This is a genomic window from Methylobacterium sp. 77 (assembly GCF_000372825.1).
In the GTDB taxonomy this organism is placed as follows: Bacteria; Pseudomonadota; Alphaproteobacteria; order Rhizobiales; family Beijerinckiaceae; genus Methylobacterium.
Window position 1 is genome coordinate 3,840,207 of record NZ_KB910516.1, and the last position, 24,518, is coordinate 3,864,724.

The 24,518-nt window shown below is 68.7% G+C and carries 21 protein-coding genes; 12 read left to right on the forward strand and 9 right to left on the reverse strand.

Annotated elements, in window-relative coordinates; translation table 11 throughout:
* Nucleotides 1-38: 38 nt before the first annotated feature.
* A complete protein-coding gene (locus A3OK_RS0118275) occupies nucleotides 39-191 on the forward strand; it encodes a hypothetical protein (RefSeq protein WP_019906339.1) in 153 nt (50 codons plus the stop codon).
* 41 nt (nucleotides 192-232) lie between these two features.
* Nucleotides 233-1,201 (forward strand): site-specific tyrosine recombinase XerD, encoded by a 969-nt coding sequence (locus tag A3OK_RS0118280; RefSeq protein ID WP_019906340.1) that lies wholly within the window; start codon nucleotides 233-235, stop codon nucleotides 1,199-1,201.
* Between the two features lie 72 nt (nucleotides 1,202-1,273).
* On the opposite strand, the gene A3OK_RS0118285 is transcribed toward A3OK_RS0118280, so the two are convergent.
* The 3 genes from A3OK_RS0118285 to A3OK_RS0118295 all read right to left on the reverse strand — a co-directional run bounded on the left by A3OK_RS0118285 (nucleotide 1,274) and on the right by A3OK_RS0118295 (nucleotide 4,403).
* Nucleotides 1,274-2,296 carry a hypothetical protein gene (locus A3OK_RS0118285; protein ID WP_019906341.1) on the reverse strand — a complete coding sequence of 341 codons (1,023 nt, stop codon included), beginning with the start codon at nucleotides 2,294-2,296 and terminating at the stop codon, nucleotides 1,274-1,276.
* 332 nt (nucleotides 2,297-2,628) lie between these two features.
* Nucleotides 2,629-3,777 (reverse strand): AI-2E family transporter, encoded by a 1,149-nt coding sequence (locus tag A3OK_RS0118290; protein WP_019906342.1) that lies wholly within the window; start codon nucleotides 3,775-3,777, stop codon nucleotides 2,629-2,631.
* Nucleotides 3,778-3,911: 134 nt separating this feature from the next.
* The gene (locus A3OK_RS0118295; protein WP_019906343.1) at nucleotides 3,912-4,403 is read right to left on the reverse strand and encodes a molybdenum cofactor biosynthesis protein MoaE; all 492 of its coding nucleotides are present in this window, start codon (nucleotides 4,401-4,403) and stop codon (nucleotides 3,912-3,914) included.
* 281 nt (nucleotides 4,404-4,684) lie between these two features.
* On the opposite strand from A3OK_RS0118295, the gene A3OK_RS0118300 reads away from it, so the two are divergent.
* Both A3OK_RS0118300 and A3OK_RS0118305 read left to right on the forward strand, forming a co-directional pair.
* Nucleotides 4,685-5,704 (forward strand): gamma carbonic anhydrase family protein, encoded by a 1,020-nt coding sequence (locus A3OK_RS0118300; RefSeq protein ID WP_019906344.1) that lies wholly within the window; start codon nucleotides 4,685-4,687, stop codon nucleotides 5,702-5,704.
* Nucleotides 5,705-5,813: 109 nt separating this feature from the next.
* The gene (locus A3OK_RS0118305) at nucleotides 5,814-6,686 is read left to right on the forward strand and encodes a DUF3108 domain-containing protein (RefSeq protein WP_026597408.1); all 873 of its coding nucleotides are present in this window, start codon (nucleotides 5,814-5,816) and stop codon (nucleotides 6,684-6,686) included.
* A gap of 4 nt (nucleotides 6,687-6,690) precedes the next feature.
* Here the strand turns inward: A3OK_RS0118305 and A3OK_RS0118310 are convergent, their stop codons facing one another.
* Nucleotides 6,691-7,257 carry a pyridoxamine 5'-phosphate oxidase family protein gene (locus A3OK_RS0118310; RefSeq protein WP_019906346.1) on the reverse strand — a complete coding sequence of 189 codons (567 nt, stop codon included), beginning with the start codon at nucleotides 7,255-7,257 and terminating at the stop codon, nucleotides 6,691-6,693.
* A gap of 139 nt (nucleotides 7,258-7,396) precedes the next feature.
* Complete coding sequence (locus A3OK_RS0118315) at nucleotides 7,397-7,909, reverse strand: TetR-like C-terminal domain-containing protein (RefSeq protein ID WP_036303146.1); 513 nt, start codon at nucleotides 7,907-7,909, stop codon at nucleotides 7,397-7,399.
* A 287-nt stretch (nucleotides 7,910-8,196) separates the two neighbouring features.
* Here A3OK_RS0118315 and A3OK_RS0118320 point away from each other — a divergent pair, with 287 nt between their 5' ends.
* Nucleotides 8,197-11,622 carry an acyl-[ACP]--phospholipid O-acyltransferase gene (locus A3OK_RS0118320; RefSeq protein WP_019906348.1) on the forward strand — a complete coding sequence of 1,142 codons (3,426 nt, stop codon included), beginning with the start codon at nucleotides 8,197-8,199 and terminating at the stop codon, nucleotides 11,620-11,622.
* A gap of 74 nt (nucleotides 11,623-11,696) precedes the next feature.
* On the opposite strand, the gene A3OK_RS0118325 is transcribed toward A3OK_RS0118320, so the two are convergent.
* Both A3OK_RS0118325 and A3OK_RS0118330 read right to left on the reverse strand, forming a co-directional pair.
* Nucleotides 11,697-12,836: an aminotransferase class I/II-fold pyridoxal phosphate-dependent enzyme gene (locus A3OK_RS0118325; protein WP_019906349.1), complete on the reverse strand. Its 1,140-nt coding sequence runs from the start codon at nucleotides 12,834-12,836 to the stop codon at nucleotides 11,697-11,699.
* Nucleotides 12,837-12,885: 49 nt separating this feature from the next.
* Complete coding sequence (locus A3OK_RS0118330; protein WP_245259380.1) at nucleotides 12,886-14,451, reverse strand: hypothetical protein; 1,566 nt, start codon at nucleotides 14,449-14,451, stop codon at nucleotides 12,886-12,888.
* A 208-nt stretch (nucleotides 14,452-14,659) separates the two neighbouring features.
* Here A3OK_RS0118330 and A3OK_RS0118335 point away from each other — a divergent pair, with 208 nt between their 5' ends.
* From A3OK_RS0118335 to A3OK_RS0118345, 3 genes are all read left to right on the forward strand, one after another.
* Complete coding sequence (locus tag A3OK_RS0118335; protein ID WP_026597409.1) at nucleotides 14,660-15,943, forward strand: adenosylmethionine--8-amino-7-oxononanoate transaminase; 1,284 nt, start codon at nucleotides 14,660-14,662, stop codon at nucleotides 15,941-15,943.
* 81 nt (nucleotides 15,944-16,024) lie between these two features.
* On the forward strand, nucleotides 16,025-16,414 hold the full coding sequence (locus tag A3OK_RS0118340; protein WP_026597410.1) for a response regulator: 390 nt from the start codon (nucleotides 16,025-16,027) through the stop codon (nucleotides 16,412-16,414).
* A gap of 195 nt (nucleotides 16,415-16,609) precedes the next feature.
* Nucleotides 16,610-17,257 (forward strand): MarR family winged helix-turn-helix transcriptional regulator, encoded by a 648-nt coding sequence (locus A3OK_RS0118345; protein WP_026597411.1) that lies wholly within the window; start codon nucleotides 16,610-16,612, stop codon nucleotides 17,255-17,257.
* A gap of 48 nt (nucleotides 17,258-17,305) precedes the next feature.
* Here A3OK_RS0118345 and A3OK_RS0118350 read toward each other — a convergent pair whose 3' ends face one another.
* Both A3OK_RS0118350 and A3OK_RS0118355 read right to left on the reverse strand, forming a co-directional pair.
* Nucleotides 17,306-17,503 (reverse strand): hypothetical protein, encoded by a 198-nt coding sequence (locus tag A3OK_RS0118350; protein ID WP_245259381.1) that lies wholly within the window; start codon nucleotides 17,501-17,503, stop codon nucleotides 17,306-17,308.
* Nucleotides 17,504-17,685: 182 nt separating this feature from the next.
* Complete coding sequence (locus A3OK_RS0118355; RefSeq protein ID WP_018045876.1) at nucleotides 17,686-17,952, reverse strand: hypothetical protein; 267 nt, start codon at nucleotides 17,950-17,952, stop codon at nucleotides 17,686-17,688.
* Nucleotides 17,953-18,389: 437 nt separating this feature from the next.
* On the opposite strand from A3OK_RS0118355, the gene ileS reads away from it, so the two are divergent.
* The 4 genes from ileS to A3OK_RS0118375 all read left to right on the forward strand — a co-directional run bounded on the left by ileS (nucleotide 18,390) and on the right by A3OK_RS0118375 (nucleotide 24,457).
* Nucleotides 18,390-21,392 carry an isoleucine--tRNA ligase gene (gene ileS, locus A3OK_RS0118360; protein WP_019906355.1) on the forward strand — a complete coding sequence of 1,001 codons (3,003 nt, stop codon included), beginning with the start codon at nucleotides 18,390-18,392 and terminating at the stop codon, nucleotides 21,390-21,392.
* Between the two features lie 91 nt (nucleotides 21,393-21,483).
* Nucleotides 21,484-21,984 carry a signal peptidase II gene (gene lspA, locus A3OK_RS0118365; RefSeq protein WP_019906356.1) on the forward strand — a complete coding sequence of 167 codons (501 nt, stop codon included), beginning with the start codon at nucleotides 21,484-21,486 and terminating at the stop codon, nucleotides 21,982-21,984.
* A gap of 192 nt (nucleotides 21,985-22,176) precedes the next feature.
* Nucleotides 22,177-22,806, forward strand: coding sequence for a hypothetical protein (locus tag A3OK_RS0118370; RefSeq protein ID WP_019906357.1), 630 nt, complete (start codon nucleotides 22,177-22,179; stop codon nucleotides 22,804-22,806).
* Nucleotides 22,807-23,071: 265 nt separating this feature from the next.
* A complete protein-coding gene (locus A3OK_RS0118375; RefSeq protein WP_019906358.1) occupies nucleotides 23,072-24,457 on the forward strand; it encodes a pitrilysin family protein in 1,386 nt (461 codons plus the stop codon).
* The last annotated feature ends 61 nt before the right edge of the window (nucleotides 24,458-24,518 follow it).

A 24,518-nucleotide genomic window follows, 5' to 3' on the forward strand; every position in this document is an offset into this window, starting at 1 on the left:
CTGTCCCGCCGAGTTTCCTCCGACCGAGGTTCGTCCGAGTGCCGACCCTGTTTCGCTTCCTCGCCACGCTCGCCATCCTCGGGGGCCTGGTCTTCGCCGGCATGTTCGCGCTCGCCACCTTCGTTCAGCCCACGCCCCGGGAAATGAGCGTCATCATTCCCGCCGCGAAACTCCAGCCGCCGAGCCGGTGACGGGCGGGGGCGCGGTGGAGGACGGGCAAAGTCGACCGGACGTGGATGGGGCCGAAGGCCCGGACCTCATCGTCGCCTATCTCGACATGCTCGCCGCCGAGCGTGGGGCCGCGGCCAACACGCTCGCTGCCTATCGGCGCGATCTCGACCATTACCTCGCCGCGTTGTCCGCCTCGGGGCGCGATCCGCTCGACACCGATGCCGGCGAAGTGCGGGCCTATCTGGCGGATCTCGAGACGCTGGGCCTGAAGGCCTCCTCCGCCGCACGCCGCCTCTCCTGCATCCGTGGCTTCCACAAGTTCCTCTACGCGGAAGGTCTCGCCGAGACAGACCCGAGCGCGCCCGTGGGCGGACCGCGCCGTGGGCGGGTTCTGCCCAAGGTGCTGTCCGTGGCCGAGGTCGACGACCTTCTGCGCACCGCCCGCGAGCGGGCCGTGGCGGCGGAGGCGGATGCCGAGGACCCGGCAGGGCCGGGCGAGCGGCGGCGCGCCGTGCGGATGCTGTGCCTGCTGGAAACGCTCTACGCCACGGGCCTGCGCGTATCGGAACTCGTCGCCCTGCCGCGCTCGGCCGCCACCACGAAGCAGCGCTACCTGGTGGTGAAGGGCAAGGGCGGAAGGGAGCGACTGGTGCCGCTCACCGACCTCGCGCGCGCCGCCATGCGCGAACACCTGACCCATCTCACGGGCGACGGCCCGTTCCTGTTCCCGGCCGACAGCGAGAGCGGATACCTGACCCGGCAGGCCTTCGCCCGCGACCTCAAGGCGGCGGCCTCGGCGGCGGGCATCCGCGCGGATCGCGTGAGCCCGCACGTGCTGCGCCATGCCTTCGCCAGTCACCTGCTGCAGAACGGCGCCGATCTCCGAGTCGTGCAGGAGCTCCTCGGCCATGCCGACATCTCGACGACGCAGATCTACACGCACATCCTCGACGAACGCCTGAAGAGCATGGTCCGCGATCTCCATCCGCTCATGGACGATCCGGCGGAAACGGAGACCGCGTCCCGCTGAGAGGACCGCTCGGCGCAAAGCGGTGGGCCGCAGATGCGCGGCGGTTTTCAAAGGAACCGTCAGCTTCCGATGTCAGCTGCCCTTGCCGACCGTGACCCTGGCCCCCTCGTCGAGCGAGAAGACGATGCCCGCCCGGCGAAGGGCGGCGACGACCTGATTGCGGTTGGCGACCGTGACCGCGTCGGTGCGTCCTTCGAGGCGCCGGATCGTCGAGAGAGACACGGCGGAAGCCTTGCTCAGGTCCGTCATGGACCAGTCGAGGAGCGCGCGCGCAGCGCGAACATGCTCGCACCCGATCCGTTGTTCGAGACCGGCCAGGAGGCGGCCGGTGGGCCTGACGTTCAGGTGGATCGGGCTGACGAAATTGGTCCAGCTTTCGACACTTCCCGCTTCGTCCAGCATGGGAATCATCACCAGGCGGTAGGTTGCGGTTTCGCCATTCGCCAGTCGGATGTTCGGCGTCGTATGGACGAGACGCTTGGCGAGATACGATTCCCGCCCGTGGTCCCGCCAATACCGCCGCTCGTCCTTCAAAACCGGCAGCGTCGGTTCGTGCAGGAGTTCCGCTTCAGGCATGCCGACGAGGGTGAGCCATTCGTCGGAGAATTTCGTGAACGGGTAGATGGTCGTCGTCGAGGTGAACGCACGGGTCGTCTCGAAGATCGCCCGGTCGCGCCGCCGCTGCTCTGCCTCGGCTCGCGCCAGCGTCTCGCGGTCGCTGACGTCGATGAGGATGCCGCGGGCGCTGAGCCGTTTTCCGCCGGGGGAGGTCTTCACCTCCACGCGGCTCATCACGGTGCAGATCGTCGTGTCGGGCCGCAGGATGCGGAAGGTGACGGGCGGGATCGTTCCGCCATGCCTGACGTAGCGAGGATCCATCCAAATCGCGCAATCGTCCGGATGGATCAGCTGGAACAGCAGGCGATAGTCGGGTCTGACGAGCTCGACGGGTATGCCCACGATCCGGCACAGGCCGGGCGACCAATAATGGGTGTCGTCGACGAAATTCCATCCCCAGTAACCGACGATCCCGAAGTCTTCGATCAGGGTTAGAACGTCGTAAGGCGAGTTTTGAAGAGTTCCACCCAACATCATGAGGCCATAAAGGAACGGGACGCTTACATCTAGGCTCGGACTATGAGCTGCAATTACAGCAGTATAGTAACGGTACATATTTTTGTATAAAATGCAACATGTTCTGCGCAGATATGGGATCCGGAGGCAAAAACTCGGATATCTGCGTATTTCCCCGGATCGTCACATTTGAATTCATTCGCGATTGCGCATCGATGTCGAGTGCCAGCAGCCGATGACGTTTCATACTACCCGGAAAGTGCATCCCACTCTCATCGGCGGGTCGCCTGACCTTTCCGCTCCCGCAGATCTGTTGTCGCGGCTGTCGTCACGCTCGCCGATGGGCGGCGCGCTCAGACCTCGGCGTTCTCGTCGAGCGTATCCTCGATATAGACCTGCTCCAGCACGACCTTGATCACCGCCATCAGCGGCAGCGCCAGGGCGATGCCCCACAGGCCGAACAGGACGCCCAACACGAGCTGGCCGGCGAAGATGGTGGCCGGCGGGATGTCCAGGGCCCGCTTCTGGATGAACGGCGTCAGCCCGTAGCTCTCCAGGCACTGCACGACGAGGTAGACGCCGAAGGCGCCCAGGGCCGCGTTGGTGCCGGAGGCGAGGCCCGCCAGCACGATGATGACGCCCGCGATCAGCGGCCCGATGGTGGGGATGAAGGCGAGGAGTCCGGCCTGCAGGCCGAGGATGAGCGCGCCGCCGATGCCGAGGAAGGTCAGGCCCGCCCAGATGCAGGCGAAGATCACCGCCATGGTGATGAGCTGTCCGAACAGCCAATGGCGCAGGGTCTCACCCATCCCGTCGAGGAGGGCGGTGGCGCGCGGGCGGTAATGCGGCGGCACGAACCGCACGGCGCCGTTGCGATAGCTGGCGGGATCGGCCGCGCAGGCGAGGCCGAGGAACACGATCACCAGGACGTTGCCGAGGGCGCTGAACAGCCCGGTGATGACGGCGGCCGCCGGTCCCAGCATGCTGCCGGCCTCGGAGAGCAGCGAGCCGGGGCTCTTGATCGCTCCCGAGGCGAGGCCGCCGAGGCCGCCCGGCTTCTTCTCCTTGTCGCCATCGGCGTCCTGGCCGCCCGACGTATCGGTCGCCGCCGAGAAAGCCGGCAGGTCGATCCCGTATTGTTTCAGGCGGTCGCGGACCGACCCCGCCTGTGTCGCGATGGTCTGGCCGAGTTCCCGACCCTGCTGCACCACCGTCGCGCTGCCGAAGGTGAGGAAGCCGAGGGTCAACCCGCCGAGGACCAGGCTGACGAGGGTGAGCCGGAGCCCGCGGCCGAGCCCGATCACCTGGCCGAGCAGGCGCGTGAGCCCGTCGAGGAAGACCCCGAGCAGGATGCCGGAAAAGATCAGGAGCAGGGTCGAGGCCGCGGTCCAGGCCAGGATCAGCAGGGCGATGAACGCCACCACGGCGATTCCCGACACCGCCGGCGACCAGTGAGCCGGCCGAGGGCCCGGTTCGTCCTTCGTGGTCGTGCCGTGCTGCATCTGTCTGCCCCCGTGCGCGCTGTGCGTCGCGCGGCGCCACCGGGCGCCCCGATCCTGTCATAGGCAAGGCCCGTCCGGCGGGCGGGCGGCTCTCGCCTGTGGATGCTGCGGAGAGAAGTCCGGTCGGGCCGTCGTCACGCCCAGCGTGCGGCGGCCTCGTCGTCGGCGCCCGTGGCCTCGACCCAGCCCCCCGTCGTGCCATCGGCGAGGTGCTCCCGCTTCCAGAACGGGGCCGTGGTCTTGAGGTAGTCCATCAGGAAGCTCGCGGCCTCGAAGGCGGCCACGCGGTGGCTCGACGCCGTCACCACGAGGACGATGCCGTCGCCCGGGGCGACGAGGCCGTGCCGGTGGATCACCCGCACCGCCTGGAGCGGCCAGCGCTCCCGCGCCGTCACCACCACCCGGCCGATCTCGGCCTCGGCCATGCCGGGGTAATGCTCGAGTTCGAGGCCGGTCAGGCGACCGCCCTCGTCACGGCACAGGCCGGTGAAGGTGACGATCGCACCGGCACGGCCCTGGAGACGTTCGGTCAGCCGCGCGATCTCCGCGGCCGCGTCGAAGGCCTCGCCCTGGATGCTGATGTCGGACGCACTCTGCGCCCCTGCCGCGATTCCGCCTGCCGACATCCGTGGATTCCCTTGCGATTTCCTTGGCTCACGGGCGCGAAAGCGCTCGCGACCCGGTTTGATCCCCCTTAAGGGAAGCGCGAGATTGCAATGTGGGCGCGGTGATTCCACGCTGTTCGTCATCGTTGTCGCCATTGCCACCCCGGCATCCGGCCTTACCACTCGATCGGCATGGGCTCCATTCCTCCGGACGTCCATGCCTTCCGGACGTCCGTCCCTCCGGATGCCCGGCACCTCAAACACCCGGTCCACGCCACCGGCCTCGAAGGACACCCCCTCGCGTGACGCCTGAGCTGATCCTGCCCCATGACGGCATCATGCCGGTCTTCTCGGCCCGTCCGGTCTGGTGCGGGCGCGGAAGCACGGTCATCGGCGCCGCGACGATCGGCGCACAGGCCTGGCTCGGCGACGACAGCGTGATCCGCGCCGACGGCGAGACCGTGACGATCGGCGAACGCTTCTGGCTCGGCCACCGCTCCACGGTCCACATCGCCACCGATGCGCAGCCCACCCTCGTCGGCGACCGGGTCACGGTCGGCCGCAACGCCGTGGTCCATGCCTGTACGGTGGGATCCGACGTGGTGATCGAGGACGACGTGATCGTCCTCGACGGTGCCACGGTGGAGGATGGGGTGCTGATCGAGGCCGGTGCCACCATCTTCCCGCGCTCGCACCTCGCCGCCGGCTTCGCCTATGCCGGCAGTCCGGCAAAGCCCCAGCGGCCGGTCACCCTGGCCGAGATCGCCGAGCGGGCCGAGCGGGTGCGCGAAGCCACCGGGGATACCCTGTCGCCGGGTGCCGGAGACGAGGTCGATGCGGATCCCAGCGTCTACGTCGCCAGCACGGCGCGCTTGCGCGGTCGGATCGCCCTCGGAGCGGGGTCGAGCGTGCTGTTCTCCTGCGACCTGCACGCCGAGATCGGCCCCATCCTGATCGGGGCCGATACCAACATCCAGGACAATACGGTCATCCGCGCACGGGCCGAGGGCGTGGTCATCGGCCGCGACACCACGATCGCGCACAACGTGCGCATGGCCGATTGCCGCATCGGCGCCCGCAGCCTCATCGGCATCGGCTGCGTGCTCGCCCCCGGCACGGTGGTGGCCGACGACGTGCTGCTCGCCGGCGGCTCCACCACCGATCCGGGCCAGCTCCTCGAAAGCGGCCAGCTCTGGGGCGGCCGCCCCGCCCGCATACTCGGCCCCCTCGATGCCGACAAGCGAGCGATGATGACCCGCATCGTCGCCGGCTATTGCGAGCACGGGCGGGTGTATCGCCAGATGGAGGCGGAAGGATTCTGAGGCGGCGATCCTCGATCTCGTGGATTGCCTCCTCGCGCGGAGGGTGCAGGTTCGCACCGCCACGGGTCTCGACGTCCGCCAGAGAGGGATGGTGGCAAGAGGGCAGTGCATGACCGCCGGTTCCGGTAATGCTCCAGAGGGACGGACCGCTGCTCGTGTCTGCGCGGTTCTGCTGCTCCTCGCGGCGACCGGGCCCGCAACGGCCGACCCCGTGCCGCAGCGATTTTCCGCCACCTACCGCCTCTTCTTCCTCAACCTTCCCGTCGGTGAGGCGAGCCTCTCCGTGGACCAATCCGCCGGACGCTACGGCTACGATCTGAAGGCGGGCCTGCGCGGCCTCGCCGGTGTGTTCTTCGATGGCTCGGGAACGGCCTCGGCGTCGGGGGAGCGGGGGCGGAACGGTGCGCTCACCGGCACGTTTCGGACCGAGAGCCGCTATGGCGGCAAGCCCGTCCAGGTCTCGATGGTCCTGTCGGGCGGGCGCGCGCACGACGAGAGCGTGGAACCACCCCCGTCCCCGGCTCCCGACCGCGTTCCGGTGGCGCCGCAGGACAAGGTCGGCGTCGTCGATCCCCTGACCATGCTGGCGATCCCGCTCGGCGCCGCCGCCCTCGATCCGGCTCTGTGCGAGCGGCGCATCCCCGTCTTCAACGGAAGCGCCCGCGCCGATCTCGTCCTGTCGCGCGGCACGCTGGTGACCGTCCAGGAAGGACCCTATCGCGGACCGGCGCTGGATTGCCGCGTGCGCTGGGTGCCGATCTCCGGACATCGCGCCAATGGAACCAGCGTGCGCCGCATGGCCGAGAACGACGAGATCCGCGTGCGCTTCGCGCCGCTTCCCAATGGTGCGCTGCTGTTGCCTCTGACCATCTCGATGGCCACGGGCTGGGGCAATGCGGGGATCGAGGCGACGCAATGGGGAGCGAAGGCGGAGCCCTCGGGTCGGACCTCCGTGAAGGTGCACCTGCCCAACGCGCGGTAGGGCGTCAGTCCGCCCCATCCGCCGTGAACAGCCCCGTGGACAATCCGTCCATGCTGCGCGCGTTCTTGCTGCGCCGATAATCGTCGAGTTCGGCTTGCGTCTTCGACGAGGCCCAGCGGTCGAGGGTCGGACGGTCCTCGCGGTAGTCGAACAGGGGCACGCCGAAGCCGCAGGAGGTCTGCACCAGATCGATGTGGAGCCGCACCATCTGACGCGCGCCGGGCGGCTCCCCTCCGTCGAACGCATCGGCGAGGAGGCCGGCATAAGCCGCGCCGCCTCGTGCCAGTACCTCTCCGCGCCCGTAGAGCCGCAGGATTGTCGGCGCCCCGTCGAACGCACAGAACATCACCGTCAGGCGTCCGTCCGCGCGCAGATGCGCGGCGGTCTCGTTGCCGCTGCCGGTGCGATCGAGATAGACGACGGTGCGCGCGTCGATCACCCGGAACGTGTCGGTGCCGCGCGGCGACAGGTTGACCCGCGTGCCCTCCGCCGCCGATGCGGTGAAGACGATCCGTTGCCGGGCGATGAAATCGATATGGCGCTCGTCGAGAGCCGGGAATTGCTTGGCCATGCCGGCTTCCGTGCTGCGGGTTCGGGCCTCGAATCCTACGCAGGTTCAGCAAAAGTCGTCACCGGTTTCGCGTCCTGAAACCTGCGACACTTCCAATGCCTCAGCGAGGTGAAGCGTTGGCGTGCCAACGCGACCCTGCTTAGCGCAGGAACCGCCCGACCAGAAGTCGCGCCAGGTCGCGCGGCGGCTCGGGCGTCAGCACCGCGAGCTTGTTCGAGGTGGACAGAGAGGCGAGCCCGTGGAGACCGGCCCACAGGGTCGCCACCGCCTGCCGCCTCTCGCCCGCATCCGAGATCAGCGGCTCGAGCACCCCGTCCACGAGATCGGTCGCCCGTGCGAGCGCGGCGGCGTACCACTCGGGAAAGGCCGAGTCGGGCGCGACGGAATGCTCGAAGACGAGGCTCCAGACCTGAGGGTCCGAGGCGACGAAGGCGAGGTAGCCATCGGCCAGCGCCAGGGCGTTGTCGCGCGGGGCGGCATCGGGGCGGATCGCGCCGGTGAGCGCCGCATGCAGCCGCTCCAGGGTGCGGGCATTGACCCGCATCACCACCGCGTCGAGATCGCCGACACCGTTATAGATCGAGTTCGGAGCATAGCCGATCACCGAGGCGAGCCTGCGCATGCCGAGGCCGCGAAGGCCCTCCATCCGCACCAGCCCCTCGGCCGCCTTGGTCACCAGGGCGGCGAATTCTTCGCGGTTGTGCTCGCCCCTCGGGCCGGTGCCGCGCTTTGCCGGTTTCGTCGCCTTCGCCACCCCGTCCCCTCGTTCGCGTGCCGCCCGGCACGTCATCGCCGCATAGATTGCACGGCGTGCAAAATCAATGTTGTCGCGCTCCGAGAGGCGCGCTAATTTTTGCACGACGTTCAAAAGCGGCGACCCGCCGGATTTGACGGTTCGTTACAGGGTGGGCAGTCATGGTCCGCCCCGAGGAGACCCCGATGTTCCGTACATTGATGACCACGCGCCGGTTCGCGCCCTTGTTCTGGTGCCAGTTCTTCTCGGCGTTCAACGACAATTTTCTGAAGAACGCCCTCGTCTTCCTGATCCTGTTCAAGGTGTCCGGCGCCGGCGGCGAGGCCGCCCATTCCGGCATCCTCGTGACCCTGGCCGGGGCGGTCTTCATCGGCCCGTTCTTCATCCTGTCGGGTCTCGGGGGCGAGCTCGCCGACCGCTACGACAAGGCGCTCATCGCCAAGCGGCTGAAATTCGCGGAGATCTTCGCCGCCGGCGCCGCCGCGATCGGGTTCTTCCTGCATTCGGTTCCGGTGCTGTTCGTGGCGCTTGGCCTGTTCGGAACGGTCGCGGCCCTGTTCGGCCCGATCAAGTACGGCATCCTGCCCGACCACCTGAAACGCAACGAGCTGACGGCGGGCAACGCGCTGGTCGAGGCGGCGACCTTCCTCGCGATCCTGCTCGGCACCATCGTGGCGGGCTTCGCCAGTGCGCTCGGCGGCGATGCCCTGGCCTTCAGCGCCCTGATCATGGTGTTCGCGATCCTGTGCTGGCTCTCGGCGAGGCAGATCCCCTCCACCGGCGAGGCGGCGCCGACCCTCAGGATCGACCCCAACGTCGCTCGTTCGACCGTGGCGCTGCTGCGCGATCTCTACGCCGATACGCGGCTGTGGCGCGGCTCGCTCATCGTCAGCTGGTTCTGGCTGGTGGGCGCGGTGGTGCTGGCCCTGCTGCCGGTCCTGGTGCGCGAGAGCCTGAACGGCTCGGAGACCGTGGTCACCCTGCTTCTGGCGATCTTCTCGGTGGGCATCGCCGTCGGCTCGGCCCTGGCCTCCTGGCTCGCCAGCGGACGCATCGTCCTGCTGCCGACGCCGATCGGCGCGCTGTTCATGGGCCTGTTCGGCCTCGACCTCGCCTGGACCGTCTCGCACCTCCCGCCCATCTCCGGCGAGGCGATCGGCGCGGCGGCCTTCCTCTCCACCGGGACGGGACTGCGGGTCTCGGGCGCATTTGCCGGCCTCGCCATCGCCGGCGGCCTCTACATCGTTCCCTGCTTTGCCGCCGTGCAGGCCTGGACCGACAAGGACAAGCGCGCCCGCGTGATCGGCGCCGTCAACGTGCTTACCGCCGCCTTCATGGTCACGGGAGCGCTGGGCCTCGCCGCCCTGCAGGGGGCGGGCTGGTCCATGGCCGCGCTGCTCACCCTCATCGGTGTCGCCAACCTCGCGGCCGGCGTGATCGTGCTCGCGGTGATGCCGACGAGCGCCTTCCGCGACTTCCTCTCGATCCTGTTCCGCGCCTTCTACCGGCTCGAAGTGCGCGGCCTGGAAAATGTCGAGAAGGCCGGCCCCAACGCCATCATCGCCCTCAACCATGTCTCGTTCCTCGACGCGCCTCTCGCCCTCTCGCTGCTGGAGAAGGAGCCGGTCTTCGCCATCGACCACGGCATCGCGCAGCGCTGGTGGGTGAAGCCCTTCCTCCGGGTCACGAAGGCGATGCCGCTGGACCCGACCCGGCCGCTCGCCACCCGCACGCTCATCAACGCCGTGAAGAACGGCGAGACGCTGATCATCTTCCCCGAGGGGCGCCTCACCGTCACGGGCAGCCTGATGAAGGTCTATGACGGCGCCGGCCTTATCGCCGACAAGTCCGGCGCGATGGTCGTGCCGGTGAAGATCGAGGGTTTGGAAAAGACCGCGTTCTCGCGGCTGTCGCGCAAACAGGTCCGCCGCCGCTGGTGGCCGAAGGTGATCGTCACGGTGATGTCGCCGGTGGCGCTTACGGTCGATCCTGCGCTCAAGGGCAAGAACCGGCGGCGCGCGGCTGGAGCGGCGCTCTACGACATCATGTCCGATCTCGTCTTCGACACCGCCTTCATCGACCGCAGCGTGATGAGTGCCCTGATCCAGGCAGGGACCGACCATGGCTGGCGCCGCACGGCGCTGGAGGACCCGGTCACGGGCACGCTCAGCTATTCGCGCCTGGTCATGGGCGCCAACATCCTGGGCCGGAAGCTGATGCCGCTGGCCGGCGAGGGCAAGCCCATCGGGCTGATGCTGCCGAATGCCAACGGCGCGGCCGTGACCTTCTTCGCTCTCGCCAGCGCAGGGCGCGTACCGGCGATGATCAACTTCTCCGCCGGCCCCGCCAACGTCCTCTCGGCCTGCCATGCGGCCGAGGTCGACACCATCCTCACCTCCCGCGCCTTCATCGAGAAGGGGCGCCTCGGCAGCCTGGTCGAGGCGATCCAGGGCAAGGTGAAGCTCGTCTACCTGGAGGATGTGCGCGCCAGCGTCACCACCGCGGACAAGATCCGGGGTCTCCTCGCCCCGCGCAAGCCCCTGGTGGCCCGGCGCGGCGACGATCCGGCGGCGATCCTGTTCACCTCGGGTTCCGAGGGAACGCCAAAGGGCGTGGTGCTCGCCCATCGCTGCATGCTCGCCAACACCGCCCAGGTGGCCGCCCGCATCGATTTCGGGCCGATGGACAAGGTCTTCAACGTCCTGCCCGTGTTCCACGCCTTCGGGCTGACGGCGGGCCTGATCCTGCCCCTGGTCTCCGGCGTGCCGGTCTACCTCTATCCCTCGCCGCTGCATTACCGGATCGTGCCGGAGCTCATCTACGGGTCGAACGCCACGGTCCTGTTCGGCACCGACACCTTCCTGGCCGGCTATGCCAAGACGGCCCATTCCTACGATCTGCGCTCGCTCCGCTACGTCGTGGCCGGCGCCGAGGCGGTGAAGCCGTCGACGCGTCAGACCTGGGGCGAGAAGTTCGGCCTGCGTATCCTCGAAGGCTACGGCGTCACCGAATGCGGGCCGGTGGTCGCCCTCAACACGCCGATGTTCAACCGCTTCGGCACCGTCGGCCGGCTCCTGCCGGGCATCGAATCCCGCCTCGAACCGGTACCCGGCATCGAGACCGGCGGTCGCCTGTCGGTGAAGGGACCGAACGTGATGCTCGGCTACCTCCGGGCCGAGAATCCGGGCGTGCTGGAGCCGCCGCCGGAGGGCTGGCACGACACCGGCGATATCGTCGCCATCGACGCGGAGGGCTTCGTCACCATCAAGGGGCGCGCCAAGCGCTTCGCCAAGATCGCCGGCGAGATGGTGTCCCTCGCCGGGATCGAGGCGATCGCCGCCGAACTCTGGCCCGACACGGCCAGCGCGGTGGCCGCGGTGCCGGACGCGCGCAAGGGCGAGCGGCTGATCCTGTTCACGGAAGCCAAGGGCGCCACCCGACCCGCCTACCAGGCCTTCGCCAAGGCCAAGGGCGCGACCGAGATCGCCATCCCCGCCGAGGTAGTGGTGCTCGACAAGCTCCCGATGCTGGGGACCGGCAAGATCGATCAGGTCGGCGTGGTCAAGCTGGCGCGCGAACGGGCATCGGGCGAAGCGAACGCGGCGGCGTAGGGCCGGGGAGCGACGGTCTTAGGCAAGACCGTCCGCTCTCTTCCGCGAGCTGGCCGGGGGAAGGGGGCGAGCCCTCACCCCGGCATGTGCCCCGCCACCGCCTCCGCCAACCCATCCACCTGCGCTTCCGTATGCGCGGCGGAGAACGCCACCCGCAGGCGCGCCGTCCCGGCCGGCACGGTCGGCGGGCGGATGGCGACGACGAGGTAGCCGTGCTCCTCCAGGGCCGCGGAAACGCCGAGCGCCGCCTCCGCCTCGCCGACCAGGATCGGAACGATGGGGCTCTGTGCCTCGGGCAGGCCGAGCCGGGCGGTGAAGCGGCGGGCGAGGGCGAGGGGGCGGGCGGCGAAATCCGGCTCGGCCTCGACGATCTCCAGGGCGGCCAGAGCGGCGGCGGCCGAAGCCGGTGGCAGGCCGGTCGTGTAGACGAAGCTGCGCGCCCGGCTCGTCATCAGGTCGACCACGGCGCGAGAGGCGCAGAGATAGCCGCCATAGGATCCGAGCGTCTTCGATAGGGTGCCCATTTCGAGGGGCGCGCGGGCATCCGCCTCGATCACGCCGAGGCCATGGGCGTCGTCCACCAGCGTCCAGGCATCGTGGATTTCTGCGAGACGCAGGATCTCTGAGATCGGCCCCTGGTCGCCGTCCATGCTGAAGACGCGCTCGGTCAGGATCAGCGCGTGCTGATGACGGGAACGGTGCTTAGCCAGCAAACCTTCCAGATCGCCGACGTCGTTATGGGCGAAGCGCATCACCTTCGCGCCCGAGAGCCGCGCTCCCGCCCAGAGGCAGGAATGGCCGAGCGCGTCCACGAGGATCAGGTCGCGCGGGCCGGCGAGCCCCGAGACGATGCCGAGATTGGCGAGGTATCCGCTGCCGAAGACGAGGGCCGCCTCCGCGCCCTTGTGGGCGGCGAGGCGTTCTTCCAGGGCGCCCAGGACCGGGTGGCTGCCGGTGACGAGGCGGGAGGCGCCGGCGCCGGTGCCGTAGCGGGCGGTCGCGGCGCGGGCCGCCGCGATGACCCGGGGATCCTGCGACAGGCCGAGATAATCGTTGCAGGAGAAGGAGACGAGGCTGCGCCCGTGCCGCGCCGCCGCGGCTTGCGGGCCGCGCGTGGTGGGGACGAGATGCCGGCGCAGGGAGGTCTCGTCGAGGCGGGCGAGATGATCGCGCGCGAACGTCTCCAGGCTGGTCGTGCTGTCGGTGCTGGACATGGGACTGGAAGGAGGCCGGCCCCTTCGCGAAGTCAAGCGAACGCGACGCTCACTGCCGCGGTTCGGGCGTCCCGATCCGATAGAGGGCGAAGCGCGAGGATGCGGCCAGCGGCACGAGCAGGCCCGGCATCGGGTTCGGGATCGAGGGGCCGACCACGTAGAGGTAGTCGAAATCCTTCGTCCAGGCGCGGGCATAGTCCGGCACGCCATCGCCGGGCCGGCCCTCGGCCACGTCCCGGAGCGCCGCGATCGGCGTCGGGGCACCATAGGGGACGGCGAGGTGGCGAAGCCCGTCGATGACGGTGACCGGCTGCTTGCCGAGGGAGGTGAACAGCGTCGGCACGAACGCATCCGCGTAGGCGACGGCGAGGGTGGCCGCGTTGTAGATCGGATAATCGGCGAGGTCGCCGAGGGGCGGATCCTGGCCGCTGCCGCTATGGCCGACGAGCACGCGGGCACCGGGCTTCACCTGCCCGAACGAGGTGATGAGCGCCGCGTATTCCCCCCGATAGGTCGCGGCGACGGTGAGGGCGCTCGCCACGTTCACCAGGGTCAGGCCGAGAACCACCGTTCCGGCGAGACGCCCCCAGGCCCGGCTCGGCGGCGATACCACGATGAAGCCGGGAACGATGAGGAGGGCGGCCACCGTCACCCGCAGATCGACGAAGGCGGTGTCGAACAGGCGCGTGGGCAGCGCGACGAACAGGGCCGCGAGGCCGGCGGCCAGCCAGGAGCCGGACTGAACCGGGCGGAATGCGCCTCGCATGGCGGCGAGCGCGGTGAAGCCGACGAGGATCACCGTGCCGCCGGTCGACAGCCACAGATCGTAGCCGTTCAGGGTCGCGAACAGCATCATGAGCTTGGTCTGGCCGTTCCAGGAGGTTCCCTCCTGGCCGACGGCGCCACCGGACATCCGCATGATCGCGAAGGCGACGAGCGCCGGCAGCGCCAGGACGAGGAAGCGCGAAAGCGTCTCGCGCAAGGGCGGATGCCGGGTCAGGGCGCGCCAGAGTTCGTGCATGCCGAGGGTGAAGCCGTAGAGGCCGAGGGCGAACAGGTGAGCCCCGAACAGCAGGGCCACGAAGCCCGTGTGAACCCCGAGCCGGAGCGCCCAGGCGCGGTCCTGCAGGACGATCCAGCCGGCGATGCCCCAGAGCGCGATGCCGAGGGCGAACTGGAAATTCACGAAGCCCCAGGCGAAGGGAACGCTGTAGAGGACCATCAGCGCCAGGAAGCCGCTCACCTGAAAGCGGCGCTTCACCGCGAGCTCGATGGCGCAGGCGCCGGTGACCGTGAGGATCTGGCTCGCCAGCAGGAACAGGCGGGTCGCGAACTCGACGCTGGTCCATCGCGCGATTCGCGGCACGACGAGGTCCATGGCGAGGTTCGGATAGAATGCCCAGGTCACCCGGTAGAACGGGTGGGCCGCCGGCGTCCCGTCGCGCACCAGGATGTGCATGCGGGCCAAGTGGTTGGGATAATCCACCATGGCCGGGATCGGCGTCGCCAGCACCGGCAACAGGGCGACGGCGAACAGGACGGCGAAGACAGCGACGGCCAGCGGGGACGTGCCCCACATCCGGCCTGCGGCGATGCTGGATCTCTCGGCTGGCAACACGCGCTCGGCAGGCACTGGACGTTCCCGGACCCGGACATCCCCCCGAAGGAAGGCCCGGAAGTAAGCCCCCCGAGGAAGGCGGCTCGATCGCCTGAAGGGTGAGGTGGCCGACGATGCAGCCGGCGCCTTTAAGATCGGGTTAGAGGCCCGGTCCCTTGACCGTTCCACTCCGCGCGCTCATCCCCCCTCGATGCCCGCCTCCTCAATGCCTGCCCCGCCGCTCCCCGCGCACGCGAAAAATTCCCTCTGGCGGCCCTATACGCAGATGAAGAATGCGGCGCCTCCGCTCGAGGCCGTGCGCACCTCGGGCTCGCGCATCACGCTCGCCGACGGGCGCGACCTCATCGACGGCATCGCCTCGTGGTGGACCGCGGTCCATGGCTACAATCATCCTCACATCCGCGCGTCCATGGCGGCGCAGCTCGAATCCATGCCGCACGTGATGTTCGGCGGGCTCACCCATGCGCCGGCCGAGCGCCTGGCCGCCCGCCTCGCCGCCCTGACGCCGGGTGACCTCGACCATGTCTTCTTCACCGATTCCGGATCGGTGGCGGTGGAGGTGGCCCTGAAGATGGCCGCGCAGATGTGGCTCAACCGCGGCATTGCCGGACGCAGCCGGTTCCTCGCCTTCCGTAACGGCTACCATGGCGACACGATGGGGGCGATGTCGGTTTGCGACCCCGAGGAGGGCATGCATCGACGCTTCGGCGCTTATCTGCCGGCGCAGGTTTTCTGCGATCTGCCGAGGGACGAGGCCAGCGCCGCCGCGCTCGAGCGGACGCTCGCCGGCCATCGCGACACGCTCGCGGCGGTGATCGTCGAGCCGCTGGTCCAGGGGGCGGGTGGCATGGTGATGCATGCACCGGAGGTTCTGGCGCGGGTGGCGGAGGCCGCCGCGCGGCATGGACTTCCTCTCATCGCCGACGAGATCTTCACCGGGTTCGGCCGCACCGGCACCCTGTTCGCGTGCGAGCAGGCCGGCATCGTCCCCGACATCCTGTGCCTGTCGAAGGCGCTCACCGGCGGCACCATGGCCTTGGCCGCGACGATCGCACGGCGCTCGGTGTTCGAGGCGTTCCTGTCCGACGACCCGTCGGCGGCCCTGATGCACGGGCCGACCTTCATGGCCAATCCCCTCGCCTGCGCCGCCGCCAATGCCAGCCTGGACCTGTTCGAGACGGAGCCGCGCCTCGAACAGGCGCGGGCGATCGAGCGCCGCCTGCGGGACGGGCTCGCGGCCCTGCACGGTCTCGCCGGTCTCGCCGACATTCGTGTTCTCGGTGCCATCGGCGTGGTTCAGTTCGAACGCGCGCCCGATCTCGCGGCGTTCAAGGGCCGCCTCGTCGAGAAGGGCGTCTGGGTCCGCCCCTTCGGCGACATCGTCTACCTGACACCGGCCCTGACCATACCGCCCGACGATCTCGACCGCTTGTGCGATGCCGTCGCCGATGCCGTTCGCGAAACCTTGGAGGTCGATGCCGCGGCGTGAAAACTGGCCGCATGGACCCTGCAACCTGAACGGATGTTTATCGTTGGATCAAGTTGGGTCAAACGGTGAAGGGTGGGCATCGTGGTGAATGAGACGACGCGCTCGGACGACGACAGGCCGGTGATCCTCCTCGTCGAAGATGAGGCCCTGACGATCATGGATCTCGGGGACGTCCTCGAGGATGGTGGTTACGAGACGGTGCAATGCGCATCCGCCGAACGGGCCCTCGGCATACTCCAGGCCCGCCCCGATATCTGCGGGTTGATTACGGACGTGGAATTATCCGGCAAGGTCAACGGGTTCGATCTTGCCAACGCGGTGTCGGAGGCGAGGCCGACCCTGCCGATCGTCATCGTATCGGGCCGCGCCGCGCCCGACCCGGAGCGAATTCCGGCCGGCGCCCGCTTCATTTCGCGTCCCTGCACCGGTGAGGACATCCTCCACCAGATCCAGAGCCTGATGCCCTGCTGAACCGACCCGCTCGACAGGGACGGGCGGCCGGCGAAGATTCCTTTGCCGGCCGACGATTTCGTCGGGAATTCAGGCCGACTGTCATCCCAGCTTCACGAGCCGGACGCCACATGCGCGCAAATGGCCGTCTTCCTCCGCCCGGGACTTCCGGCGGCGGAGGAACTCGGCCTTCTCTGAGCGTGGAGTCGGGCAGCGATGGTTTCGGCTGAAGAGCGAGTGGCGGTATCGTCCGGCAAGGCCGCATTGTCGGGTAAGGCCGACAAGGCCGACAGGGACACCGAACAGACGATGGGCAAGTCCGACAAGCGTATCCGTCCTCCCGGTTCGAAGAGCGTCGGCTGGGCGCTGGTTCAGGCCGCGCGGCTGCACCGCTCCAGGGTCGGCGATCGCCTCGCCGCCCTCGATCTGTTCGCCGGACAGGAACAGGTGGTTCAGGCCCTGGCGGTCGCCGGCACCATGACGATGGGCGATCTCGCCGCCACCCTGCGGGTTCGTCCGCCCACGGCCTCGAAGACGATTTCGCGCCTCGCGGCCCTCGGCTTCGTCGAGCGCCGGGCGGAGGCCGGGGACGGTCGCATCGTCCGCGTCCGCCTCACCGATGCGGGTCTCGCCAAGGCGGAGGCCATCGAGCGCATCTGGGACGAGGTCGAATCGGAGATGCTCGACGGTTTCGACGGCAAGGAGCGCCGCCGCCTGCGCAAGCTGCTGCGCAAGGCCGCCCGCAACCTCGCCGATGTGTCGGGCGTGACCGGCCATGAAGTCGAGGGCGATGCCGATATCGAGATCGACGAAGACGAGCCGGATGCGCTGGTCGTCCCGATCCAGGGTGACCGTCTCGACTGATCCGGTTCGGGCGAACCTGTTTTCCGCGCGTCTAGACGTTTTCGCGCGTCAGATTTTCCGGCTCATGCCCGAATTCGCGTGAACGGCGCGCTTGGGGGCGCGGCGCTGCGTCCTGCCGCGTGCGAACACCATGGCGAGCCGGCCCGCGAGACGGTCGACGGCGATGAAGATGGCGCTGGCGACGATGGCGAGCGCGCAGACGCTCCCGATCAGAATTCCGATGACCCCCGGTGTCGGGATGACCATCAGGCAGACCAGCCCGAAAAGAGCCGTTAGGGGAACCCATTTTGCCATTGTGCGGCCGGCCCGATCAGGAGGAACGGGCTCACACTACCGGAATGGCTTGAAGACAACCTTAAGCTATTCCGTCGCGTTGCATGCGATGGCGCCGGCCTTCCCACTGGCGGGAAAGCCGGGCCGGCGCTGCCTTAGCGGTGGTGGCGATGACGGTAGTGGCGACGCGAGTTCATCCGCGTGCGGTAGGCGCGACGACCCGGATCGATGCCGAGGGCGCCGTTGACCGTTCCGACTGCTCCGCCGACCGCGCCGCCGACGATGCCACCGATCGGTCCGCCGACCCGGTCACCCTCGGCCGCACCGCGACGGACGCCGCCGGGAAGGCCCTGGGCCTCGGCCGCGCCGGACAGCGCGAAGGCGGACAGGACGAGGGTGGCAGCAAGCAATGCCTTCTTCATGACGGGCTTTCCTCTTCTTTTCTTCGGGTACCGGACGCGGTCTCGCGGCTGGATCGACCCTGAGCGCTCGGGCCGGCACCGTCCCCGATTTGGGGGGCGCGCCATCACGCGTGGGCTGATAACGGCCGAGCTTCGAAAAGGTGGCATCGATCGGGGCCGGCGATTCGGATTAAAGTGAAGGGTCCGCCGATGCGGGGGTGACGAAGGCCGAGCGGCTGCTGGTCTCCGCCGCTCGGCGCTGCTAGAAGCCGGGCATGCGCGTTCATGACGTCCCGCGCGGTCCCGGCCGCCTCCGAATTACGAGCCCGGCCTCCGCCTGAAGGCCGCCGAGGCGGCCCGAGCGGGAGCCGGGAGGGCGGCCGCACCGCCTCCGTTCGCCGACATCGGCCCGACGCCGACCGTCTTGAAGATCAGCGCACCGTTTCGCAGAAGACCCCATGACCGATTCGACAGCCCCCGACGCCGGCCTGCCCGCCCGCGACTATTCGCAGACCCTGTTCCTGCCGAAGACCGAGTTCCCCATGCGGGCCGGCCTGCCGGTGCGCGAGCCCCACCTTCTGGAGCGCTGGGCCGCCACCGACCTCTACGGACAGATCAGGGTGAAGGCCGCCGGCCGGCCGAAATTCGTGCTCCACGACGGACCGCCCTACGCCAACGGCAACATCCATATCGGCACGGCGCTCAACAAGATCCTGAAGGACGTCATCGTCCGCAGCCAGGGCGCGCTCGGCTACGACGCCAATTACGTGCCGGGCTGGGACTGCCATGGCCTGCCGATCGAGTGGAAGATCGAGGAGCAGTACCGCGCCAAGGGCCGCAACAAGGACGACGTGCCGGTCATCGAGTTCCGCCAGGAATGCCGGACCTTCGCCGCGCATTGGCTCGACGTGCAGCGCGCCGAGTTCAAGCGCCTCGGCGTCACCGGCGATTGGGAGCACCCCTACGCGACCATGGCCTTCCCGGCCGAGGCCGCGATCGCGCGCGAACTCATGACCTTCGCCATGACCGGCCAGCTCTATCGCGGCTCGAAGCCGGTGATGTGGTCGGTGGTGGAGAAGACGGCGCTCGCCGAGGCCGAGGTCGAGTACGAGGACCACGTCAGCGACACCATCTTCGCGGCCTTCCGGCTGACCGCCGGAGCCGCTGCCGATCTGGCCGCGGCGCGAATCGTGATCTGGACCACGACGCCCTGGACGATGCCGGGCAACCGCGCCGTCGCCTATTCGAAGCGCGTGGCCTACGGGCTATACCGGGTGACGCAGGCGGCCGAGGAGAATTGGGCGAAGGTCGGCGACAGCTACCTCCTCGCCGATACCCTGGCCGCCGGGCTCTTCGCCTCCGCTCGCGTGGAGGCGTTCGAGCGCGTCCGCGACGTGAGCGCCGCCGAACTGGCCGGTCTCACGCTGGCGCATCCGCTGGCGGGCCATACGCCGGGCTACGACTTCCAGGTTCCGCTTCTCGACGGCGACCACGTCACCGACGAGGCCGGAACCGGCTTCGTCCATACGGCGCCGGGCCATGGCCGCGAGGATTTCGAGGTCTGGATGGCCAATGGCCGGGCGCTTCAGGGGCGCGGCATCGACACTCGCATCCCCTACACCGTCGATGCGGACGGCGCGCTCACGGAAGAGGCGCCCGGTTTCACGGGAAAACTCGTGCTGACGCCGAAAGGCGAGAAGGGCGACGCCAACAAGGCGGTCATCGCCGCCCTGACCGGGGCCGGGACTCTGGTGGCGCGCGGCACGCTCAAGCACAGCTACCCGCATTCCTGGCGCTCGAAGAAGCCGGTCATCTTCCGCAATACGCCGCAATGGTTCATCGCGCTGGACAGGCCGGTGGAATCCCTCGACGGGCGCACCCTGCGCGAAGTGGCGTTGAAGGCCATCGACGAGACCCAGTGGGTGCCGACGCAAGGCAAGAACCGGATCAACGGCATGGTCGCCAACCGGCCCGACTGGGTGGTGTCGCGCCAGCGGGCCTGGGGCGTGCCGATCACCGTCTTCGTCAAGCGCGGCACCAGCGAGGTCCTGCGCGACGAGGCGGTGAATGCGCGCATCGCGGCGGCCTTCAAGGCGGAGGGGGCCGACGCCTGGTTCACCGATGCCGACGGCGCGCGCTTCCTCGCCCCCGACTACGATCCGGCCGATTACGAGAAGGTGACGGACGTCCTCGACGTCTGGTTCGATTCCGGCTCGACCCACGCCTTCGTTCTCGACGATCCCGAGATGTTCCCGGGCCTGTCCGGCGTGGTGCGCAAGCGCGACGGCGGCCGCGATACGGTGATGTATCTCGAAGGCTCCGACCAGCATCGCGGCTGGTTCCAATCGTCTCTGCTGGAATCGAGCGGGACGCGGGGACGCGCGCCCTACGACATCGTCCTCACCCACGGGTTCGTGCTCGATCCCAAGGGATTGAAGATGTCGAAGTCGAAGGGCAACGTCGTGGCGCCGCAGAGCGTCATCAAGGATTCCGGCGCCGACATCCTGCGTCTCTGGGTGGCGGCCTCGGATTATGCCGACGACCTGCGCATCGGCCCGGAGATCATCAAGACCTTCGCCGAGACCTATCGCAAGCTGCGCAACTCGGTTCGCTGGATGCTCGGCTCGCTGGCGCATTTCGAGGCGGGTCAGGTCGTGCCTGATGCCGGATCGCCGGACTTCGCCGCATTGCCGGAACTGGAGCGTCTCATCCTGCACCGGCTGTGCGAACTCGACGGCGAGATCCGCGAGGCCTACGCCACCTTCGACACCAAGCGGGTGGTGGCGCTCCTCAACGGCTTCATGACCGGCGACCTCTCGGCCTTCTATTTCGACGTGAGAAAGGACGCGCTCTATTGCGATCCGATCTCGTCGCGGGTCCGCCGTGCCTCGCTGCAGGTGATCGACGAGACCTTCCGTCGGGTCACGATCTGGCTCGCCCCCGTCCTCGCCTTCACGGCCGAGGAGGCCTGGCTCGACCGCTACCCGTCCGAGGTCGGCTCGGTCCATCTCGAGACCCTGCCCGAGACTCCGGCTTCCTGGCGGAATGCGGCCCTCGCCGAGCGCTGGCAGAAGATCCGCCGTGTCCGCCGGGTGGTCACCGGCGCCCTGGAGATCGAGCGCGCGGCCAAGCGGATCGGGGCGAGCCTGGAGGCGGCGCCGACCGTCTTCGTCGCCGATCCCGACCTGTTGGCGGCGCTCGAAGGGGTCGATTTCTCGGAAGTCTGCATCACCTCCGGCATCACGATCACCGAGGGCGAGGGACCGGCCGAGGCCTTCAGTCTCGACGACGTGCGCGGCGTGGCGGTCGTGTCGGGGCCGGCCAAGGGCCGCAAATGCGCCCGGTCCTGGCGGGTCTCCGAGACGGTCGGGTCCGACCCCGATTATCCGGACGTGACCCCCCGCGACGCCCGGGCCTTGCGCGAATGGGATGCCCTCCACGGCACGGCGAGCGCTGCGTGAGCCGAGTCGATCCCCCGCCCTTCCCTCTGCCCTTCCCCCTGAACGGGGGAGGGTGCTTCCGCAGCGTGTGGGAGACGGGAACAGCGAGCGCATGATGCCCTTCCGCCTCGGCCTCACCGTCCTGCTGACCACCCTCGTCCTCGATCAGGCGTCCAAGCTCGGGCTGTATTTCGGCACCGATCTGGTGCTGACCCAGCCCTGGCACCTGACCTCGTTCGCCGATTTCGTCGTGGTCTGGAATCGCGGCATCTCCTACGGACTGTTCCAGCAGGATGGCGGTCTCGGCCGCTGGATCCTGGTCGCGGTGTCGGTCGCGGCCTCCGTCGGGATGATCGTGTGGATGCGCCGCGCCGCCTCGCGGCTCCTGGCCGCCGCCCTCGGCCTCATCGCCGGCGGGGCGATCGGCAACGCCATCGACCGCGCGGCCTACGGTGCGGTGTTCGATTTCGTGCACCTGCATGCGGGTGCCTGGTCCTGGTACGTGTTCAATGTGGCCGATGCGGCCATCGTCGCCGGCGTGATCGGCCTGCTCCTCGACAGCCTGATTCCCGTCCGACGGCCCCGTGACGAGGCGCCGCCGGCCGGCGTCTGAAGAACCGCTCGGTTGTGATCCGTAAACCACAGTGGGGATCGTTGTGGCCGCGAGGCTGGTGCGCTGCGGCCAAGGCGCCATACGATCGCCTGAAACCGCCGTCAGGCCAGAAGGGCAGGATCGGTATCGACCAATAAGGGCCGGAACGTTCCGGGTCGGCGCGAATTCGGGCCGGCATCATTTGGGGGCAGCATGATCGGCCATCGTGGGTTCATCCTCGGCCTTACCGGGCTCCTGGCGGCCAGCGGCGCACAGGCGCAGCAGGGCGTGTTCATGCGCGACACGCTGAGCAGCATCGGTCTGATCGAGCCCGAAAAGCCGACCATCACCTATCGCGAGCGGGCTCCCCTGGTGATGCCGCCCAAGCTCGACGGCAAGGCGCTTCCGCCGCCGCGTACCGCCACCGCCACTCCGCAATGGCCCAAGGACCCCGAGATCGTTCAGCGCGACCGCGAGATCGCCGACGCGAAGAAGCCGATCGCGCGCGGGACGCAGGGTCGCATGAACGACAACAACATGACGCTGTCCGTCGACGAGATGCGCGGCGGGCGCCGTGCCGATGCGGGCGTGCGCACCGAGCCGGGCCGGCCCGAGAGCGACGGCGCCTCGTCGTCGATCTGGAGCGCCTTCGACATCTTCGGCAAGCGCGACACCAAGGCCGAGCCCATCCTCGCCGAGCCCGATCGCGACACGCTCACCGATCCGCCCAACGGATATCGCAAGGCTCCGAAGGCGGTGGCCAGGAACAACAGCGATCCGATCAACAACCCTTCGCGCGAGCGTGAGGAAGCCGACCCGGGTACCTACCTCCGGGGACGCTAGGGTCCGTTTCGTTCGAAGGGACCCATGATTTCGACGGTCGCGCCGGTTTCCTCGCGGCGACACCGTGAGACCGAAGCTCGCGCCGTCGGGTTCGGCGCAGTGATCGACGCGAGACAGGCGCCGGTACGGGATTTGCCCTGATCTCGCCGTCCGAGATCTTGCTGATTGAGGTCTCGGCATCCGAGGTTGGCATCCGAAGAGTGCGCAAAGGGCATTGCGCTCATGACGGGCGGTCACGATTGGCCGACGTATCAAGGAAAAGACGATGCATCTGCTGCGGAAGGATACGCCCGGGTTCTCGCTCAACCGCCGCTACGGCCATGCCGGCCGGGCCGAGGCCGCGCCGTTCGGCCGGTCCGAGGCGGGCGGGCCCGAAGTCTCCGCCTTCGCCCTCGACAACGGCCTCGACGTGGTTGTGGTGCCGGATCATCGCGCCCCGGTGGTGACGCACATGGTGTGGTACCGCAACGGTTCGGCCGATGATCCGATCGGACAGTCCGGCATCGCGCATTTCCTCGAGCATCTGATGTTCAAGGGCACGGAGAAGCATCCCGTCGGCGCCTTCTCGCAGGCCGTGTCCGGTCTCGGCGGCCAGGAGAACGCCTTCACCTCCTACGACTACACCGCCTATTTCCAGCGCGTCGCCCGCGACCACCTGAAGACCATGATGGAGTTCGAGGCCGACCGCATGACCGGGCTCGTCCTCGAGGATGCCGTGGTGGCGCCCGAGCGCGACGTGGTGCTGGAAGAGCGCCGCATGCGGGTCGAGACCGATCCTTCGGCCCAGCTCTCGGAGGCCATGGCCGCCTCGCTGTTCGTGCATCACCCCTACGGCACGCCGATCATCGGCTGGATGCACGAGATCGAGGATCTCAACCGCACCCACGCCCTCGATTATTACAACCGCTTCTATACGCCCGAGAACGCCATCCTGGTGGTCGCCGGCGACGTGACCCCCGACGAGGTCCGCCGCCTCGCCGACGACACCTACGGCCTCGTGACGCCGCGCGGCGCGCGGCCGGTGCGGGTGCGCGCCAAGGAGCCGGAGCCGCGCGCGCTCCGCCGGCTCAGCGTCGCCGATCCGAAGGTGGAGCAGCCGACCCTGCAGCGGCTCTACCTCACCCCCTCCTGCATGACCGCCCGTGACGGCGAGTGCCACGCCTTGGAGCTCCTCGCCGAGGTGATGGGCGGCGGCTCGACCTCGTTCCTCTATCGCAAGCTGGTGATGGAGCTCGGCGTCGCCGTGAATGCCGGCGCCTGGTACATGGGCTCGGCCATCGACGATACCCGCTTCTCGGTCTACGCCATCCCCGCCGAGGGCGTCAGCCTGGAGCGCCTGGAGGAAGAGGTCGACCGCGTCCTGCGCCGGGTTCCCTCGGAGGCCCTGGGCTCGGAGGCGATCGAACGGGCCAAGACCCGGCTCGTCGCCGAGACGGTCTATTCCTCCGACAGCCAATCGTCGCTCGCCCGCATCTACGGGTCGGCGCTGGCCATCGGCGAGAGCATCGAAGAGGTCCGCCGCTGGCCCTCCGACATCGAGGGCGTGACGCAGGCCCGGCTCGCCGCCGTCGCCGAGCGCTACCTGATCCCCGCCCGCTCCGTCACCGGATACCTGACCAAGACGCGCGATCCCGACGCCGCCGCTGCGTGAGGCAAGCCCACGCACGATCCGACGATCCCGGCCCGGGCGCCCAGAAGAAGAATGAGGTTCT

Bases quoted from the DNA above. Each gene is read 5' to 3' on its own strand.
- A3OK_RS0118285 (WP_019906341.1), bottom strand. From the start codon at position 2,296: ATGATGTTGGGTGGAACTCTTCAAAACTCGCCTTACGACGTTCTAACC.
- A3OK_RS0118290 (WP_019906342.1), bottom strand. From the start codon at position 3,777: ATGCAGCACGGCACGACCACGAAGGACGAACCGGGCCCTCGGCCGGCT.
- A3OK_RS0118295 (WP_019906343.1), bottom strand. From the start codon at position 4,403: ATGTCGGCAGGCGGAATCGCGGCAGGGGCGCAGAGTGCGTCCGACATC.
- A3OK_RS0118305 (WP_026597408.1), top strand. From the start codon at position 5,814: ATGACCGCCGGTTCCGGTAATGCTCCAGAGGGACGGACCGCTGCTCGT.
- A3OK_RS0118310 (WP_019906346.1), bottom strand. From the start codon at position 7,257: ATGGCCAAGCAATTCCCGGCTCTCGACGAGCGCCATATCGATTTCATC.
- A3OK_RS0118320 (WP_019906348.1), top strand. From the start codon at position 8,197: ATGTTCCGTACATTGATGACCACGCGCCGGTTCGCGCCCTTGTTCTGG.
- A3OK_RS0118325 (WP_019906349.1), bottom strand. From the start codon at position 12,836: ATGTCCAGCACCGACAGCACGACCAGCCTGGAGACGTTCGCGCGCGAT.
- A3OK_RS0118335 (WP_026597409.1), top strand. From the start codon at position 14,660: ATGCCTGCCCCGCCGCTCCCCGCGCACGCGAAAAATTCCCTCTGGCGG.
- A3OK_RS0118345 (WP_026597411.1), top strand. From the start codon at position 16,610: ATGGTTTCGGCTGAAGAGCGAGTGGCGGTATCGTCCGGCAAGGCCGCA.
- A3OK_RS0118350 (WP_245259381.1), bottom strand. From the start codon at position 17,503: ATGGTCATCCCGACACCGGGGGTCATCGGAATTCTGATCGGGAGCGTC.
- A3OK_RS0118355 (WP_018045876.1), bottom strand. From the start codon at position 17,952: ATGAAGAAGGCATTGCTTGCTGCCACCCTCGTCCTGTCCGCCTTCGCG.
- ileS (WP_019906355.1), top strand. From the start codon at position 18,390: ATGACCGATTCGACAGCCCCCGACGCCGGCCTGCCCGCCCGCGACTAT.
- lspA (WP_019906356.1), top strand. From the start codon at position 21,484: ATGATGCCCTTCCGCCTCGGCCTCACCGTCCTGCTGACCACCCTCGTC.
- A3OK_RS0118370 (WP_019906357.1), top strand. From the start codon at position 22,177: ATGATCGGCCATCGTGGGTTCATCCTCGGCCTTACCGGGCTCCTGGCG.
- A3OK_RS0118375 (WP_019906358.1), top strand. From the start codon at position 23,072: ATGCATCTGCTGCGGAAGGATACGCCCGGGTTCTCGCTCAACCGCCGC.